14 protein-coding genes are annotated in these 15,977 nt (G+C 59.6%); 7 read left to right on the top strand and 7 right to left on the bottom strand.

The features are described from left to right. Nucleotides 1-87: 87 nt before the first annotated feature. Entirely contained in the window at nucleotides 88-1,209 is a 1,122-nt protein-coding gene (gene dctP, locus LG327_RS01245; protein ID WP_404364958.1) for a TRAP transporter substrate-binding protein DctP, read from the bottom strand. Nucleotides 1,210-1,499: 290 nt separating this feature from the next. On the opposite strand from dctP, the gene LG327_RS01250 reads away from it, so the two are divergent. Next, nucleotides 1,500-2,243 (top strand): FCD domain-containing protein, encoded by a 744-nt coding sequence (locus LG327_RS01250; RefSeq protein ID WP_404364960.1) that lies wholly within the window; start codon nucleotides 1,500-1,502, stop codon nucleotides 2,241-2,243. Nucleotides 2,244-2,352: 109 nt separating this feature from the next. On the opposite strand, the gene LG327_RS01255 is transcribed toward LG327_RS01250, so the two are convergent. Further along, the gene (locus LG327_RS01255) at nucleotides 2,353-2,559 is read right to left on the bottom strand and encodes a hypothetical protein (RefSeq protein ID WP_404364962.1); all 207 of its coding nucleotides are present in this window, start codon (nucleotides 2,557-2,559) and stop codon (nucleotides 2,353-2,355) included. A gap of 242 nt (nucleotides 2,560-2,801) precedes the next feature. On the opposite strand from LG327_RS01255, the gene LG327_RS01260 reads away from it, so the two are divergent. From LG327_RS01260 to LG327_RS01280, 5 genes are all read left to right on the top strand, one after another. After that, the gene (locus LG327_RS01260; protein ID WP_404364964.1) at nucleotides 2,802-3,572 is read left to right on the top strand and encodes an ABC transporter ATP-binding protein; all 771 of its coding nucleotides are present in this window, start codon (nucleotides 2,802-2,804) and stop codon (nucleotides 3,570-3,572) included. 86 nt (nucleotides 3,573-3,658) lie between these two features. After that, nucleotides 3,659-4,414 carry a transporter substrate-binding domain-containing protein gene (locus LG327_RS01265; RefSeq protein ID WP_404364966.1) on the top strand — a complete coding sequence of 252 codons (756 nt, stop codon included), beginning with the start codon at nucleotides 3,659-3,661 and terminating at the stop codon, nucleotides 4,412-4,414. Between the two features lie 51 nt (nucleotides 4,415-4,465). After that, a complete protein-coding gene (locus tag LG327_RS01270; RefSeq protein WP_404364968.1) occupies nucleotides 4,466-5,170 on the top strand; it encodes an ABC transporter permease in 705 nt (234 codons plus the stop codon). A gap of 3 nt (nucleotides 5,171-5,173) precedes the next feature. Continuing rightward, nucleotides 5,174-5,896: an ABC transporter permease gene (locus tag LG327_RS01275; RefSeq protein WP_404364969.1), complete on the top strand. Its 723-nt coding sequence runs from the start codon at nucleotides 5,174-5,176 to the stop codon at nucleotides 5,894-5,896. Between the two features lie 20 nt (nucleotides 5,897-5,916). Beyond that, a complete protein-coding gene (locus LG327_RS01280; protein WP_404364971.1) occupies nucleotides 5,917-6,945 on the top strand; it encodes a succinylglutamate desuccinylase in 1,029 nt (342 codons plus the stop codon). Between the two features lie 16 nt (nucleotides 6,946-6,961). Here LG327_RS01280 and LG327_RS01285 read toward each other — a convergent pair whose 3' ends face one another. Both LG327_RS01285 and LG327_RS01290 read right to left on the bottom strand, forming a co-directional pair. Continuing rightward, nucleotides 6,962-9,997 carry an efflux RND transporter permease subunit gene (locus tag LG327_RS01285; RefSeq protein WP_404364972.1) on the bottom strand — a complete coding sequence of 1,012 codons (3,036 nt, stop codon included), beginning with the start codon at nucleotides 9,995-9,997 and terminating at the stop codon, nucleotides 6,962-6,964. Further along, nucleotides 9,994-11,079 carry an efflux RND transporter periplasmic adaptor subunit gene (locus LG327_RS01290; protein ID WP_404364974.1) on the bottom strand — a complete coding sequence of 362 codons (1,086 nt, stop codon included), beginning with the start codon at nucleotides 11,077-11,079 and terminating at the stop codon, nucleotides 9,994-9,996. Before LG327_RS01290 ends, LG327_RS01285 begins: the two co-directional genes overlap by 4 nt. Nucleotides 11,080-11,270: 191 nt before the next feature. Between LG327_RS01290 and LG327_RS01295 the strand changes: the two genes are divergently transcribed. Then, nucleotides 11,271-11,912, top strand: coding sequence for a TetR/AcrR family transcriptional regulator (locus tag LG327_RS01295; protein WP_404364976.1), 642 nt, complete (start codon nucleotides 11,271-11,273; stop codon nucleotides 11,910-11,912). An 18-nt stretch (nucleotides 11,913-11,930) separates the two neighbouring features. On the opposite strand, the gene astB is transcribed toward LG327_RS01295, so the two are convergent. Genes astB through astA form a run of 3 tightly spaced genes read right to left on the bottom strand, consistent with a single transcriptional unit; the run spans nucleotide 11,931 to nucleotide 15,944 of the window. Continuing rightward, the gene (gene astB / locus LG327_RS01300; RefSeq protein WP_404364978.1) at nucleotides 11,931-13,280 is read right to left on the bottom strand and encodes an N-succinylarginine dihydrolase; all 1,350 of its coding nucleotides are present in this window, start codon (nucleotides 13,278-13,280) and stop codon (nucleotides 11,931-11,933) included. A 52-nt stretch (nucleotides 13,281-13,332) separates the two neighbouring features. Then, nucleotides 13,333-14,814 carry a succinylglutamate-semialdehyde dehydrogenase gene (gene astD / locus LG327_RS01305; RefSeq protein ID WP_404364980.1) on the bottom strand — a complete coding sequence of 494 codons (1,482 nt, stop codon included), beginning with the start codon at nucleotides 14,812-14,814 and terminating at the stop codon, nucleotides 13,333-13,335. A gap of 35 nt (nucleotides 14,815-14,849) precedes the next feature. Next, entirely contained in the window at nucleotides 14,850-15,944 is a 1,095-nt protein-coding gene (astA, locus tag LG327_RS01310; RefSeq protein ID WP_404364982.1) for an arginine N-succinyltransferase, read from the bottom strand. Nucleotides 15,945-15,977: the final 33 nt, after the last annotated feature.

Below are 15,977 nucleotides of genomic sequence, written 5' to 3' on the forward strand. Positions count from 1 at the left end.
TCAGCCACAAAGCGGGGAAGGCGGGCCGCCTCTTTCGGAGTCGTCCCTGACCTTCCCCCTGTTTCTTTTTATGGGTTCAGGAAAGCGTTACCGGCCCGGGACACCTTCCAGATCAGACTCCTCGATATAGCCGACGGTCTCGTTCATCATGTACTCGATCTGGATATCAAAGATGGCACGGGCGTCTTCGTTCTTGTTCGCCCACTTGTACCAGATCGGAATGGCTCTCTTGCGCCATTCGTCCACGTCATCCTGGCTCAGACGGCTCACGGTATCCCCCGCTTTCTTGAACTTCTCCATGGCCTCGACGTTGCGCTTCTGGATGGTCAGGAAGTGCTTCTGGGAATAGATGCGTACTTCATCCTCGACAAGCTGCTGGAGTTTCGGATCCAGAGCGTTCCAGGCACGCAGGTTCACAGTCAGATCCATCAGATCCACCGGCTGGTAAATGGACATATTGCCCGGAGGTCCGAACAGGATGTAATCGGTCACCTGGGAAAAGCCCAGTTCCCAGTTCACTGCCGGGCCCACATAATCCGCTGCGTCGATGGTGCCCTTTTCCAGGGCCGGGAAGATGTCAGATCCGGGCATGCTCACGGTGGAAGCACCGAACGCCTGGAACACCTCGGCGACCATGCCACCGGGAACCCGCAGTTTCAGGCCTTTAAGGTCATCAAGGCTGTTTACCGGCTCCTTGGAATGGATGATATTTGCATCATGCTGAATCGGGCCAACGTAGAACAGCCCGAACTTCTTGTAGATTTCCCGGGTCTTCTCCAGCATACCCATGGAATAGAACATGATGTCCCACTGGTGGGGCTGGTCAGGACCGGCCGGGTAAGAGGACAGGAATACGGACGCGGGAATCTTGCCGGACCAGTACAGGGTGAACGGGTTCATGCCCTGAAGAACGCCACTGCGAACCGAATCGAACAGCGAATTGCTGTCGGCGGCAACAGCCTTGGCAGGGAAACACTTGAAAACCAGTTCACCGCCGGATTTCTCTTCCATGCCGTTACACCAGTCCTCGAACAGGTCATAGCCGACCGTGCCCGCGTCCCATACGGACTGGATTTTCCAGGTCGTGGCCGCCATGGCCTGCATACTGCCAAGGGACATTGCGCCTGCGAGCGCAGTGGAAACCGCAATGGATTTGAGTAGTCCGCGCCGCGGACGGGTTGTCTCGATGTTGCTGGGATTGTTGTTCATCGATCATTCTCCAGTTCTTTTGTTGTTATCCAGCCGCTGTTTCGACAGGCCCATGCTGACCAGCCGGCGCAAAAGCACAGAGTGGATCAGCGATAAAGCTGCCACAACTCAGTTTGATAATCGTAGTGGTTTCGACCCAAGTCCAGCGATTAGCGAACTGGTAGGACCAGTTTTTTGTAGCTGTTTGGTGGACGCATCGACCCCGCCGCCCCATAGTTAAAGGCCGCAGCGGCGCGTTATCAGATATTTTCCGCTGATTAAAAAGAGGGCTGGTCCAACCAGTAACATCGATGGCAAACAAACCATTGCCTGTAGCGAAAGCGGTTTCCTACCGGATAGAGCGTCTGATCCTGGACGGGGGCATGTCCCCGGGTGAGAAAATACCCTCTGAAAGGCAACTCGCCTCCCGCCTTGGAGTCTCCCGCTCCATCATCCGGGAAGCTCTGCATGAACTGCATGGCAGAGGCGTGATCGAGACCCATCATGGCCGGGGCTCGTTTGTCTCCCATATCGTGCCGGAACCGGCCAGCGACAGCCCTCTGATGCGCCTGTTCTCAGGCCATCCACGGACACTTTACGATTTGCTCGAGGTAAGGGAGCAGATGGAAGGCCAGGCCGCCTGGCTGGCAGCTCAAAGAGCCACGCCACGGGATCTGCACCGCATCACCAAAGCGTTCAATGCCATGGAAGCCGCTGACCCCTTGACCAACGCTGACCTGGACCATGCCTTTCACCTGGCCATCGTGGAAGCATCCCATAACCCGGTTCTGGTGCATGTGCTGGACAGTCTCAAGAGCCTTATGTTGCTGTCGGTCAAGGCTTCCGTGGCCAACCTGAGCCCCCGGGAATCCTTCAAAAAGCAGCTGGACAGGCATCATCACAAGATTTACCAGTCAGTGATGAAGGGTCAGGCGAACGCGGCGAGGACCGCGGCCCAGGCTCACGTCCGCCACGTCAGTGACTCCATGCGGCAGATCGAACAGAGTGAGCACAGCATAATCCGTATCAGGGCTGAACCTGGCTCGCCTGTCTGAAGTCCGGGCTGGTGCCGGATGAACATGGTCGTGGTTCAGCCTGCTGTTCTTTTCTGCAGAGCGGAACAGGCATATTGGGAGCGCATACGCCCTGTCGCGGAGAAGACGGCTATTTTCCTTCCTCCAGGGGAGCCAACAGATGCACGAACTGTGTTGCTTCACCAAGAGAGGGGAAGGTGTGCAACACTTCCTGTTCGTGGATTTCCACGTCGTACACGGTATCACCGGAACGAAACTCGCCCAGGGTTTCAAGGACTGTTCGGGCAACAACACGCAAAAGGCCTCTTTCAAAAACGATCTTTTGCGTTGCGGACATTACATAACCTCTTGGGATAAAACGGTTAAATTTCGGACTTCCTGTTGCAGCATACTACGGACCAGTCTCGGTGCCGTCAGCTTTTTGTCACCATAACGTGAACCGGTTCAAAGAGCGGCGGGCTTTTACAAAACTCCACCGTTCGCCCCCGAAGCAGGCCCGAAGAGCCCGAAAAGTATTGATTTGTGGCACCACACTCCGTAAAAATGACGCCAAACCTTCACCCGGTCCGGGAGTATTAAATGGCGGACAATGCGCCACTGGTCTGCAGGGACATATACAAGAAATTCGGAGACCTCGAGGTACTCAAGGGCATTTCCCTTGAGACCCGGAAGGGCGATGTCGTCTCCCTGATTGGCAGTTCAGGTTCCGGCAAGAGCACCTTCCTGCGCTGCATCAATCTGCTGGAAACTCCCACTGCCGGAGAAGTCATCGTGCATGGCGATCCGGTCAGGTTCAAAACCAACCGCAAGGGAGAGCGGGTCCCCGCTGACAACAGACAGGTGGAACTCATCCGCTCCAGGCTGTCCATGGTGTTCCAGAGCTTCAATCTCTGGTCCCACATGACAGTACTGGAAAACATCATCGAAGCGCCCATCCATGTTCTCGGGGTGCCCCGCAAGGAAGCCATAGAACGCGCCGAGGCCCACCTTTACAAGGTCGGCATTTATGAGCGCAAGGACTACTACCCGGCCCAGATGTCCGGCGGCCAGCAACAGCGGGCGGCGATTGCCAGAGCGCTTGCCATGGAGCCGGACGTGATGCTGTTCGATGAACCCACCTCGGCTCTGGACCCGGAGCTGGTGGGAGAAGTGCTGAGAGTAATGCAGAGCCTGGCCGAAGAAGGCCGCACCATGATCGTGGTAACCCACGAGATGGCCTTTGCCCGCGATGTCTCAAGCAAGGTGCTTTTTCTGCATCAGGGGGTCATAGAAGAACAGGGCACACCAAAGGAAGTGTTTGACTACCCCAAGTCCGAACGCATGAAACAGTTTCTGGCGCCCAATTTCTGATCAGCGAGACGATCAGACCCCAGGGTGCTATCTTGAGCATGCAATACATAATAAAGCCGCACGGCAACCCAATGGAGAAGTGACACATGAAAAAACTGATTGTTGCAGCAGGCTGCGCCCTCGCCATGATCGCAGGCACTGCCCATGCCAAAGAATGGAATGAAATCCGCATTGCATTCGACGTCCCCTATGAGCCCTTTGAGTACAAGACCCCGGAAGGTGAACTGACCGGTTTTGAAGTGGAACTGGCAGAAGCCATGTGTGAGGAACTCAAGGCGGATTGCACCTTCATTATCCAGGCCTGGGACGGCATGATTCCCGGCCTGCTGGCGCGGAAGTTCGACGCCATCATGTCCTCCATGTCCATCACCCCGGAGCGGGCAGAGGCAGTGCTTTTCTCCGAGCCCTACTACAACACCCCCGGCGCCTGGTTCGCACGTGAAGACGTGAACGTGGATGTGACGGACGAAAGCGCCATGAAAGGCATGACGGTTGGCGTCCAGCGTGGCACCACCATGGACACCTACGTCACCGAAAAGCTCAGCGACGTGGTAAACGTCAAGCGTTACACCACTGCCGACGACATGGTGCTGGACCTGGAAGGCCAGCGTCTGGACCTGGTGTTCGTGGACTACCCGGTTGGCGAGCAGACCATCCTGTCGCGGGAAGGTTTCAAGCAGGTTGGCGAGCCGGTCAAGCTGGGTCAGGGCGTTGGCGTAGCCATGCGTCCGCGTGACAAGGAACTGGCGGAGAAGGTGAACGCAGCCCTCGAAAAACTGAAGAACGATGGAACCTACGACACCATCATGGACAAATACTTCAGCTACGACATCAAGATGTAAACCCTGTCAGGGGCCTGCTCCGGGCGGGCCCCTGAATGCCGGATACGACTCATGCTCGATCTGAAAGGTTATGGCCCGGCCCTGCTGGAGGGTGCGGTTGTTACCACCGAACTTGCCTTCCTGTCCCTTGTCCTGGCACTCACCCTGGGCCTCCTCGGAGCGTCCGCCAAACTTTCCCGGAACCGTTTCCTGCAGGTGACTGCAACCACCTACACCACGCTCATCCGTGGCGTACCGGATCTGGTGATGATGCTGCTGTTCTATTACGGCGGTCAGGTGGCAGTGAACAACCTTTCCGATTACATCTACGAAGCCTGGGGCTACGATTTCTTTTTCCAGTTCAATCCCTTTATTGCAGGCACCCTGACCATCGGGCTGATTTTTGGCGCCTATATGACAGAGACCTTCAGGGGTGCCTTTCTGGCGGTGGATTCCGGCCAGATCGAAGCTGCGCGAGCCTATGGCTTTACACGCTGGCATACCTTCCGGCGGGTGATGATCCCGCAAATGATGCGTCACGCCCTGCCCGGCATAGGCAACAACTGGCAGGTTCTCCTGAAAACCACGGCCCTTGTCTCCATTATCGGGCTGACTGACATGGTGCGCGTTGCTGAACAGGCTGCGAAGGCCGAGCGCTCGCCCTTTCTCTTCTTCATTCCGGTAGCACTGGTTTACCTGCTTCTCACGGCCGGCTCCGAGCTATTCATCAAGTGGCTGGACAAGCGCGCCAACGTCGGCGTGGTCCGGGGAGACTGACGGATGCCAGAACTGATCACGGAATGGCTCAACCAGAACGACATCTTCACCGCCACTACCATGATGCATTACTGGGATGGCATGGTGACCACCGTTCATCTGGTGTTCCTGTCGCTGCTGCTGGGTCTGGTAATGGCCATTCCCCTTGCGGTTCTCCGTACCTCCCGGAACCGTTTCATATCAGCTCCAATCTGGCTCTACACCTACCTGTTCCGCGGCACCCCACTGTTGATCCAGCTTTATGTCATCTACTACGGCGTGGCCCAGATCGAGGGCATCCAGGAAACCTTCTGGTGGGACATTTTCAAAGAACCCTTCTACCCTGCCCTGCTGGCCTTCACCCTGAATACGGCTGCCTACACGACCGAGATAATCCGTGGCGCCATAGTCGCCACTCCGGCAGGAGAAATAGAAGCCGCCAAGGCCTATGGCATGTCCTGGTTCATGCGGCTGCGCCGGATCGTCCTGCCCAGTGCTGCCCGGCGGGCCGTTCAGGCGTACTCCAATGAAGTGATCTTCATGCTGCATTCCAGCGCCATTGCCAGCGTGGTCACCATTGTTGACCTGACCGGCGCGGCCCGGGATATCTACTCCCGATTCTATGCTCCTTTCGAGGCCTTCATTGCCGTAGCGCTCATCTATATGGCGCTCACCTTCGCGCTGGTATTCTTTTTCAGGAAACTGGAACAGCGTCTGCTCCGGCATCTCAAGCCTGCCAACAGCTGATCTGGAACAGGAGGTTGATCATGACGCCACGGGAGCAGCTGTTTGAACAGCATCCGGACTGGCTTGCTTTTACCCTGGCCAACCCCACTGCCCCCACCTCCGGAAGGCACGCATCCCTGGCCGACGGCAGCCGGATCGAAATGAGGGGGCCGGGCCTGCTGAGGCTGATGCCGGCAAGCCCCCAGCCGGACCTCCGGCTGATTGTGTCTGCTGGCATTCACGGCAATGAGACAGCGCCCATCGAAGTGCTCAACCGGCTGGTGAATGAGCTGCTGGTCGGGGAATGGTCACTGGCAACGGAAACCCTGCTCATTCTGGGCAACCCGCCCGCCATGGTGGCCGGCAGGCGGTTCATGGATCATAACCTCAACCGTCTGTTCAATGGTGCCCACCAGAAGCCACTCTACGCTGGCAGTCCCGAGGCCCTGAGGGCAGAGCTCCTGGAGCACACCTGCAGGGCGTTCGCCAGCGGTGCCCCCCAGCTGGTCCATTACGATCTGCACACCGCCATAAAGCCATCAGAACGGGAAAAATTTGCCCTCTATCCTTTCATACCGGACCGCAAGGTCCCGGGTGACCAGCTGAGTTTCCTGGCCGCCTCTGATGTCCACACCCTGCTACTCCAGCACGCACCCGGCACCACCTTCGCGGCCTTTTCCTCAAAAGAGCTGGAAGCCGAGAGCATGACCGTTGAGCTGGGGCGGGTTCGGCCGTTTGGCCAGAACGAGGCGGGCCGCTTCCGTGGCATTGAAAACAGCCTCCGCGATCTGCTGAAAGGCGGCGATCCGGGGGCCTCGGCCGACGCCAGCCAGGTCGTCATTTTTGAAGTGGTCGAGGAGATCATCAACACTGGCAGGGAATTCCGCTTCCATGTTCCCGAGGATGCCGCCAACTTCACCGAATATGCGCCGGGGGAAGTGATCTGGGAAGATGCGGAGCAGACCTACCGGGTCGGCCCGCGGCCGGAGGTGATCATTTTTCCCAACCGCGACGTACCAGTGGGCCAGCGGGTCGGGCTCATGGCGAGAAAGCAGACGCCCGCCACCTGAAGGCGGCGGGCAGGCATCAGGCTTCCGGGGCCAGGTCGGTGCTGGCCTCTGGCGCCGGAGACCGGAGAACCATCCGGCACAGGGAGGGAACCACCAGCAGGGTCAGTAAGGTTGAGGCCAGCAGGCCGGAAATAATGGCCCACGCCATGGGCGGCCAGAGTGTGGAGCTGGAGAACGCCAGCGGCAGCAGACCTGCCACTGTGGTGGCCGTGGTCAGCAGTATCGGCCGGGTCCGCTGCTCCACTGCCATGCGCACTGCATCCACAACAGCCATTCCCCGTGCCAGCTGCCGGTCCACCACATCCACAAGCACAATGGCATTGTTTACCACGATCCCCACCAGCGCTATCACCCCAAGCAGGGACTGAAAGCCAAAGGGCGACCCGGAAAGCACCAGGCCCGGGAAGATGCCGACGGTGGCCAGGGGAACGGTCAGCAGAATAATTCCCACCCGGCGGAAGGAATTGAACTGCAGCAGCAGGAAGAACAGCAACAACAGGATACCGATGGGGGCCGTGGTCAGAATGGCGCTGTTGGCATCGCCGGAACCCTCGGCGTCACCGCCGTATTCCATCCGGCTGCCTTCGGGCAGGGGGGTTTCTGCCAGCCCTGTTTCCAGATCGCCAAGCACGTCGCTGAAGCTGGAACCTGCCGCCAGGTTGGCATTGACCGTGGCCACCCGAACCCCATTGCGAAGATAGCGCGCCGCGGGCTGCCAGGACGTCTCAGTGGACACCAGGGCCGACAGGGGCACGGCATCGCCCCGGCTATTGTAGATGTTGATGGACATCAGCCGCGACAGGGACAGGTCTGTGCCCTCCCTGGAGCGAAGGACCATGGGAATGGGGTCATCCTCCTGCCGGTACTGTTCGGCCACCACTCCAAAGCTCTGGCCGTAAAGGCTGCGGGCAACGTCGGACCGGTCTATGTCGTAGCGGGCCGCTACCGCGTCATCCACATTGACGGCTATGCCTGGTACCCCAAGGTCGATGTCGTGTCGCACATCAACGGCTCCCGGGCTTTGCCGCAGCAGCCGGTACACATGCTCGGCAGCCTCGGCACGGGTCTCGTCACTGGCATGATAGATCCGGACCTCCACCGGGGCAGCCCTGGGCGGCCCCTGGCCAAGCACCGCGACCGACAGATCCAGCTCCGGCATTTCCTGTGCGGCATGGTTTCTGACCCAGGAAACTATCGCACCTGTATCGGACAGGGTGGGTGTTTCCACTACCAGCCGGCCCCGGTTGGGCGCCTGGGGATAACGCAGCAGGTTGTAATAGAAACTGGGGCCGGTAAAGCCCACAAATCGTTGCACGCTGACGGTTTCCGGGCGGGTGCGCAGTGCCCGCTCCAGAGTCTCCGCCACTTCGGCCGTGCGGCTCTGATCCGTGCCCTCGGGCATGTACATTTCAACAATCACCTGGGGCCGGTCTGCCTCCGGAAAGAACTGCAGCTTCAGGAACGGCGTGAGGGCGAGGCTGCCAGCGACCAGAAACAGGCTGAGCACCACCAGGGTACCCGGCACCCGGGAAACCAGGCTACCCAGCAGTCGCCCCAGACCGGCCATGTAATCCCTGCCGGTATTTTTACGGGGCCTGAGAAAACGGGCGGCCAGCAGGGGTACCACTGAAATGGCCAGAAGGTAGCTCACCGACAGAGTCAGCATGATCATCACCGGAATGCCACGGGTGAAATCCGCCGTTCCCCCCTTCGACAGCAGCAGAGGTGCAAAGGCGGCCAGAGTGGTTCCTGTGGAGGCCCCCAGGGGGCCCGCCAGTTCTCTTATGGCCGACCTGAGCGCATCAAATCTCGCAGCCCCTTCATCCAGCCGGGTCTGGATGTTTTCCACCACCACAATGGCGTTATCGATCAGTATGCCAAGGGAAATAACCATGCCGATGATGGCGATCTGGTGCAGCACTCCGCCGCCAAGGTCGTAAAGTCCTATGCTGATCATGGTTACCATGGGCAGGATGGAGGCCACCAGCAGTCCCATGCGCAGGCCCATACCCAGGAACACCACCGCAATTATGATTGCCACTGAGGCCAGCAGGCTCCCCGCAAGATTGTCGAGGCGATCCGATACCTGATCGGGCTGGAAAAACATCTCTTTCACGGTGTAGGGCGCCAGCTCCTGCCGGAGGCTCTCAACGCGTTCCCGCACCCGCTCGCCAAACCGGATGGCGTCAGTCTGGTTTTCCTCCATGACCAGCGATACCAGTACCACTCGCTCGCCGTCCTGCCAGGTTTCCGGCTGGTGGGGCTCTGCGGGGCCGCGCCAGACCTCGGCTGCCGCGGCCAGCGGCACCTGACTGCCATCAGGCAGGGCTATGGGGGTGGCACGGATGGCCTCCAGGTTGCCGAATTCACTGTTGGGCAGAACGGACAGCCTGCGGCCGTCGGACACGACAAAGCCCCCTGCGGTGGTCTGGTTGCGGCTGGCAAGGGTATTGAGGACGACAGAGGGAGATATGCCCAGACGGTAAAGCGCGGCATCGTCCAGTGCCAGGGTGATCTGTTCCGTCACATCCCCTTCCAGCTCCACCCGGGATACCCCCGGAATGTCGGACAGGGAAGCCTTTACACGTTCAGCTACGGCAGTCAGCTCAACGGTGGAGGGCGATCCACCCACCGCCAGCACTATGGCGGGTATGTCAATGAGGCGGTCATCCAGCGCCATCTGGCCGACGTCTGCAGGGAACTCGCCCCGGGCGCGTTTCATGGCCTGGCGCACCCGGTCCCAGGCGGCATCGGTATCATAGATGTCATCCTCCAGGCGCACCCGGACCAGCGCCACGCCGGTGCGGGCGGTGCCAGTTGCCACATCCACTTCTTCGACCTGCAGGAGTTCATCAGCCAGCGGGCGCAGCACAAGGCGTTCAACGGCGTTGGCAGTGGCTCCGGGATAACTCACCGTGACCAGACCGGCACGCTGGGGAAAGGAAGGATCCTCCTGGCGCGGCATGGTGTTGTAGGCGGCGATACCAAGCAGGCAGAGCATGACCACTACCATGCCAATAAGGCGACGGCAGCCCAGCAGAGCGCCCATCATGGCAGAATCTCCACCCTGTCGCCGTCGGCCAGACGTGTAAGGCCGGCATAGACTACCTGCTCTCCCGCCACCAGGATGTCAGAGGACACCACCACCTGCTCGCCGATGATGCGGTGCACGGAAACCGGCACGCGCCTGGCCGTATCACCGCTGATACGGAAGACACTGGTGCCGGTGTTCGAACGTATGACGGAAAGAATCGGCACGCTGATCTGGCCCTGAATGCGGGGTGTTACGCCAACCTCGACCGGCTCGCCAACACCGGGCGTGGAAGCGGCGTCCGGGAGCGCGACAAGCACCTGATGCAGTTGCCCCCTCTCGGCTCCGGCCTGGGCTACTTCGCTGACCTGGCCGGCCGCCGGAGCCTGGCGCCGGTCCTGAACCGACCAGACGGGCACGTCATCCCCCACGGCGAGCTGGCTGAGCAGGTAGGCCGGCACCCGTATCTCCACTTCCCTGCCCTCTGGCGAGGACAGCTTCAGCACCGGCTGTCCGGCAGCCACAAATTCATCCTTTTCCACCAGCAGAGCCACGACGCGGCCGGCAAATGGCGCCCGCAGAATGCTCTCGGATTCCATCTGGGTAGCTTCAAAAAGCGCCGCCCTGGCGGTTGCAACACTGGACATGAGGCCATCCCTGCGGGCAGTGATCTGCTCCAGCGCCTGTTCCGAGACCACGCCTTTTTCCCGTAACTGCCTGGAGCGCTCAACTTCCCGCTGAGCCTGCTCCAGCTGAGTGGAAAGCTCCTGCAGCCGGGCCTCGGCAGACGCCTTTGCCGGTGCCAGGCGAGGGTTGTACAGCTGGGCGAGAACCTGACCTTTTCCAACATGCTCGCCCAGTTCCACCGCCCGCTCCCTGAGAGTGCCACTCATCTGAAAAGTCAGTGTGGCGCGCTGACGGGCCTGGACGATACCGGCAAACCTGAGGGGCTCGGCAATGGACTCTCCCTCTGCCACCGGGGCCGTGCGAACAGTGACAACCGTCTCCGCTGGCGCCTGCTCCGGCTCATTAAACTTGCAGCCGGACACCGTCAGAAGGGTGATGACCATTGCCCAGAGGAGGGCGATTTTTCCTGGTTTCATGCCGGACTCTCCGTTCGTCCCTGTCTTTGATTGACCTGTGACTGGCTTTGATTGACCTGTGACTGGTATTCCGTGATCGATTTCCGGTTACGGATGAGCCATAATGTCACTCTTTGACAGATTGTCAACGATAAGCTCCTGTCACTGGGCTGTCGTTATCACTCGCACCCTGTAACGGACATCAGGCACCCATGAGCAATGATCTGAAATCGCGGAGAGAACAGGAAAAACAGGCCAGATACCAGGCCATTCTTGATGCTGCGGAGCAGATATTTTCCAGCAAAGGCTATGAGCGCACCTCCATGGATGACATCGCACGCCAGGCCAGGCTGAGCCGGGCTCTGCTTTATGTCTACTTCCGTGACAAAGCCGCCATTCAGCGGGGCATCATGCTTCGTGCGGGGGAGAGTCTGCGTCAGCGCTTTGCCGCTGCCTGCCGGGAAAAAAACAGTGGCCTGGAGCAGATCCGCGCGATCGGGCAAGCCTATTACCAGTTTTATCTGGAAGAGCCGGACTACTTTACCGCGCTGACCCAGGCCACCACCGCCATGCAGGATGCGGATGAGGTGCAGGCTGAACAGATGCTCTGTGGTGAATCAGCGACCATGGAACTGATGGTCGCCGCTATCAGGCGCGGTCTGGCAGACGGATCACTCAGCCGGCAGCGCGTCCGTGATCCGCTGAACACGGCGCTCTACCTCCGGGGTTCGTTCCACGGCGTGATCATGCTTTGCCAGCAGAAGATGAACGCAGAAGGGCCGCTGGCTGATTATCCCCGGGAGCAGCTGATCGAACACACCATGGCCATGCTGATGTCGTCCATCGCCGGATGACCAGCCGGGCAAAGCGCTTCAGTTGCGCTGGAAATCGTAGATAGAGCCAAGCCCGAGGATACCGGTGAGTTCGTCCAGGGCATGACGGCTTTCATCCAGCAGCATGGGGTCGGCGAGATCTTCCTGACTCATTTCACTGCGGTAATGGCCCTGCACCCAGGTGGTAAGCCGTTCATAGAGCTCATCTGTCAGCAGAACCCCCGGATGCATGGCGGCCAGTTCTTCATTGGTGAGCGCCACCCGCAGCCTCAGGCATGCAGGGCCGCCGCCATTACGCATGGACTGTTTGACGTCAAATACCTCGACCGCCCGGATGGGACCGCCAGCGTCCAGCAGGGAATCCAGATAACGGCTCACCGAGGGAATTTCACGGCATTCCCCGGGAACCGCCAGCAGCATGCCCTTGCCCCCCGGGAGATTCAGCAACTGGCTGTTGAACAGGTAGGAAGAGACCGCATCCCCAAGAGGAACATCCGACTCGCTCACCCGAACGGCTTCAAGCTCCGCGCCCCTGAGCCGGCTGCGGACATCCGCCAGCACCCGGTCTTCATCAAGAAAGGCCTTTTCGTGATAAAAAAGCACATTGCCATTGCCCACGGCAATCACATCATTGTGAAACACCCCCGCATCTATGGCGTCCGGGTTCTGCTGGGCGAAGACGGCGCGGGCATCGCTGAGCCCGTGGAGCCTGGCGATGGCCTGGCTTGCTTCCAGAGTCTGCCTGGCGGGAAACCGCCGGGGAGCCGGTGCACTTTCGTCCATGGCAATCTGCCCGTAGACGAAAAGCTCCACGCCTGGCTCGCCGTAGGCAGCGCAGAGCCGGGTGTGATTGGCGGCCCCTTCGTCCCCGAACTGGCTCACCGGGGGCAGTGCAGGATGATGGGCAAAACAGGCCTCATCGGCAAAGATGGATTTCAGGGCGCGGCCGGTCACCAGATGCTCGATGGACCGGTGAAACTTGGCGCTGAGATTGGCAGGAGTGAAATGCACCCGCCGGTCACGGGTATCGGCACTGGGAGACACAGTTGCCGCATTTGCCGTCCACATGGTGGAGGCTGAAGCGACAGCCGCCAGGATGACCGGACTGTCCCGGGCGGCCGCCCGGAGCACATCACTGTCAGAGCCGCTGAAGCCCAACGCCCGCAGCGTCGGTATGTGAGGCCGTTCATGGGGCGGCAGAACACCCTGGACATAACCCCGGTCCGCCAGGCGTTTCATCTTCTGCAGCCCCTGCAGTGCGGCCTCACGGGGATTGGCAACTGCCCGCACATTGGATCTGGATGCCACGTTGCCCCAGGACAGGCCAGCGTAGTTGTGGGTTGGCCCGACCAGGCCGTCAAAGTTCGCTTCAACTGCATCTATTGGCATGACACATCCTGATGGTTTCGACGGCCGGGGCAACGACCGCCGTTGCCTGCGCTCAGTCGAACTTCAGCCCTGGCGGCAGGCTCTCGGGCATCTCGGTTCTATCTGCTTCCAGCGAAGCCATTGGCCAGGCGCAGTAGTCCGCGGCGTAATAAGCACTGGGGCGATGGTTTCCGCTGGCACCTACGCCACCAAAAGGCGCGGCACTGCTGGCACCGGTCAGTGGCCGGTTCCAGTTCACTATGCCGGCCCTTACCTCTTCGGAAAGGCGTTCATAGAGCTTTCTGTCGTCCGTGAGTATGCCGGCGGAAAGGCCAAAGCGGGTGTCGTTGGCCACAGCCAGTGCCTCATCGAAATCGTCGTAGCGATACACACTGAGCATCGGCCCGAAAAACTCTTCGTCTTTGAGCTTCACTCCAGTGACGTCAATGATGGCCGGTGACATCAGGGCCGTGCCCTCCCGGACCCGCTTCATTTCCAGCAGCACCTTGCCGCCCGCCTTCCTGAGGAGCTTTTGAGCATCAAGAAGCCTGTTACTGGCATCCAGCGATATGACGGAACCCATGAATGGCTGGGGATCCGCATCAAAATCACCTACCTGGATCTTACCGCTCACCTCGACCAGACGGTCAATAAACCGGTCGCCTTCAGCGCCTTTCGGCACCAGCAGCCTCCGGGCGCAGGTGCAACGCTGGCCAGCCGAGAGAAAGGCAGACTGGATGGTGTGGTGAACAGCCGCATCAAGATCCTTCACATCCTGAACGATCAGGGGGTTATTGCCGCCCATTTCCAGCGCCAGGATTTTTTCCGGCTGGCCTGCCAGCTGCTCGTGCAGCTTGTGCCCGACATCGGCGCTGCCGGTAAAAAACAGTCCATCAATGGAATCGTGGCGCGCCAGGGCAATGCCTGTATCCCGGCCGCCCTGGACCAGGTTGATGACACCCGCCGGGATGCCCGCGCGCTCCCAGAGTCTGACAGTCATTTCGGCCACGCCCGGGGCCAGTTCGCTGGGCTTGAAAACAACCGTGTTGCCAGCCAGAAGCGCTGGCACTATATGGCCGTTGGGCAGATGGCCGGGAAAATTGTAGGGGCCAAAGACCGCCACCACGCCGTGAGGCCGATGTCGGAGTACCGCCCGGCCTGCGGCCACCTCATTTTCGGAATAGCCGGTGCGCTCATTGTAGGCGCTGACAGATATACCGATCTTGGCAATCATTGCGGCCACTTCGGTGCGGGATTCCCATAGGGGCTTACCGGTTTCCAGGCCAATCTGGTGCGCCAGGGTCTCCTTCTCTTTCTCCAGTTCTTTGCCAAAGGCTTCAATGATGGCCAGACGCTCACTGAAGGTTTTCCTGCGCCACTCCGGGAATGCCTCCCTTCCGGACCGGACTGCAGCGTCAACGTCGTCAAAGCCACCGGCCTCGCCTTCCCAGACGATGTCGTCGCTGACTGGCTGGTTCGAGTAAAAAAGCGGCCCCTGGCCTACCAGCCAGAGCCCGTTGATCCAGAGATCACCGGTTAGTTCAAGTTCCATCATTAGCTCCTTCAGGACGCCCGCATATCCCGTGATGCCTATGCTGGCCGTCTGTCTGTGGCAAATCGCGTATCTCTGGTCTGTATCGGGGAGTGACCAGAGTCTTTCAAGGGTGCAAGGCGCACTACGTCACCGGATTCCACCTTCAGCACCTCGGCCATGTCCGGCGTCATGCTGACCGTATCCGGGCTGATGCAGCGAAAGGGCAAGGTGGTAGCCCTGAAATCCCGGAACGAACGGTTTGACACCATCACCCTCTGATCTGCCGGCACGTCCAGATCGATAGGTTGCCGGCTGATCATTACGAAGCGGTTGGTGCTCTCCCGGACTGACCGGATGTTGTGAATAAACGCCTCCACCACCGGTCCGCCATCAAATATGTCCACCAGTCCGTTGAAATTGAAGCCTTCGGCTTCCAGCATCCGCAGAGCCGGTGCCGTTTTTTCATGAACCCGGCCAACCACGGCTCTGGCACTGTCCGGCAGCAGCGGCAGGTAAATGGGAAATCTGGGCATCAGCTCGGCGATGAACGACTTGCTGCCGACTCCGGACAGGTAATCGGCCTCGCTGAACTCCATGTCGAAAAACCGGCGGCCCAGTGCTTCCCAGAAGGGACTGTAGCCCTGACTGTCTGATACGCCCCGCATTTCGGCAAAAATCTTTTCCGAAAAGTGCCTGCGGAAGTCGTCCAGATACATGAAACGGCAACGGGACAGCAGCAGGCCATTGCCGCCACTGCGATGGCTGTCGGCCAGCAGTAGCGAGCAGATCTCAGACGTATCGGTCATGTCGTTGGTGAGCTGCAGTGTCGGCGTGCGGACGTGTACATCCAGTTCCCGGGAGGCATTCACCATCGTGCTCAACCGGTAATTCCAGAACACTTCTTCCAGTCCAACTCTGGCTTCAATACCACTGATGCCAACACAGCGACCCAGCTCCGTATCCTCCAGGGCGAAAAGATAGAGCCCCGCCTCCGGGGCGCTACGCTGGCTGAAGGTATCCCTGGCACGATTTATCTTGCGGGCCAGCAGATCATGGCTGGCAGGCAGCGAGGTGAGACCTTTGCCTGCGCCCTCGGCCATGGCGTAAAGATCATCATGGTCATCTTCCCCCAGAGGCCGGATCACGAGCATTCTGTTTCTCCCTGACAGTCAGGTAAATAAGGG

It is taken from the genome of Marinobacter sp. (genome assembly GCF_044799475.1).
Taxonomy (GTDB): Bacteria; Pseudomonadota; Gammaproteobacteria; order Pseudomonadales; family Oleiphilaceae; genus Marinobacter.

What these genes read in the sequence shown, in the direction of transcription:
- dctP (WP_404364958.1), bottom strand. Translation starts at nt 1,209, where the DNA reads ATGAACAACAATCCCAGCAACATCGAGACAACCCGTCCGCGGCGCGGA.
- LG327_RS01250 (WP_404364960.1), top strand. Translation starts at nt 1,500, where the DNA reads ATGGCAAACAAACCATTGCCTGTAGCGAAAGCGGTTTCCTACCGGATA.
- LG327_RS01255 (WP_404364962.1), bottom strand. Translation starts at nt 2,559, where the DNA reads ATGTCCGCAACGCAAAAGATCGTTTTTGAAAGAGGCCTTTTGCGTGTT.
- LG327_RS01260 (WP_404364964.1), top strand. Translation starts at nt 2,802, where the DNA reads ATGGCGGACAATGCGCCACTGGTCTGCAGGGACATATACAAGAAATTC.
- LG327_RS01265 (WP_404364966.1), top strand. Translation starts at nt 3,659, where the DNA reads ATGAAAAAACTGATTGTTGCAGCAGGCTGCGCCCTCGCCATGATCGCA.
- LG327_RS01270 (WP_404364968.1), top strand. Translation starts at nt 4,466, where the DNA reads ATGCTCGATCTGAAAGGTTATGGCCCGGCCCTGCTGGAGGGTGCGGTT.
- LG327_RS01275 (WP_404364969.1), top strand. Translation starts at nt 5,174, where the DNA reads ATGCCAGAACTGATCACGGAATGGCTCAACCAGAACGACATCTTCACC.
- LG327_RS01280 (WP_404364971.1), top strand. Translation starts at nt 5,917, where the DNA reads ATGACGCCACGGGAGCAGCTGTTTGAACAGCATCCGGACTGGCTTGCT.
- LG327_RS01285 (WP_404364972.1), bottom strand. Translation starts at nt 9,997, where the DNA reads ATGATGGGCGCTCTGCTGGGCTGCCGTCGCCTTATTGGCATGGTAGTG.
- LG327_RS01290 (WP_404364974.1), bottom strand. Translation starts at nt 11,079, where the DNA reads ATGAAACCAGGAAAAATCGCCCTCCTCTGGGCAATGGTCATCACCCTT.
- LG327_RS01295 (WP_404364976.1), top strand. Translation starts at nt 11,271, where the DNA reads ATGAGCAATGATCTGAAATCGCGGAGAGAACAGGAAAAACAGGCCAGA.
- astB (WP_404364978.1), bottom strand. Translation starts at nt 13,280, where the DNA reads ATGCCAATAGATGCAGTTGAAGCGAACTTTGACGGCCTGGTCGGGCCA.
- astD (WP_404364980.1), bottom strand. Translation starts at nt 14,814, where the DNA reads ATGATGGAACTTGAACTAACCGGTGATCTCTGGATCAACGGGCTCTGG.
- astA (WP_404364982.1), bottom strand. Translation starts at nt 15,944, where the DNA reads ATGCTCGTGATCCGGCCTCTGGGGGAAGATGACCATGATGATCTTTAC.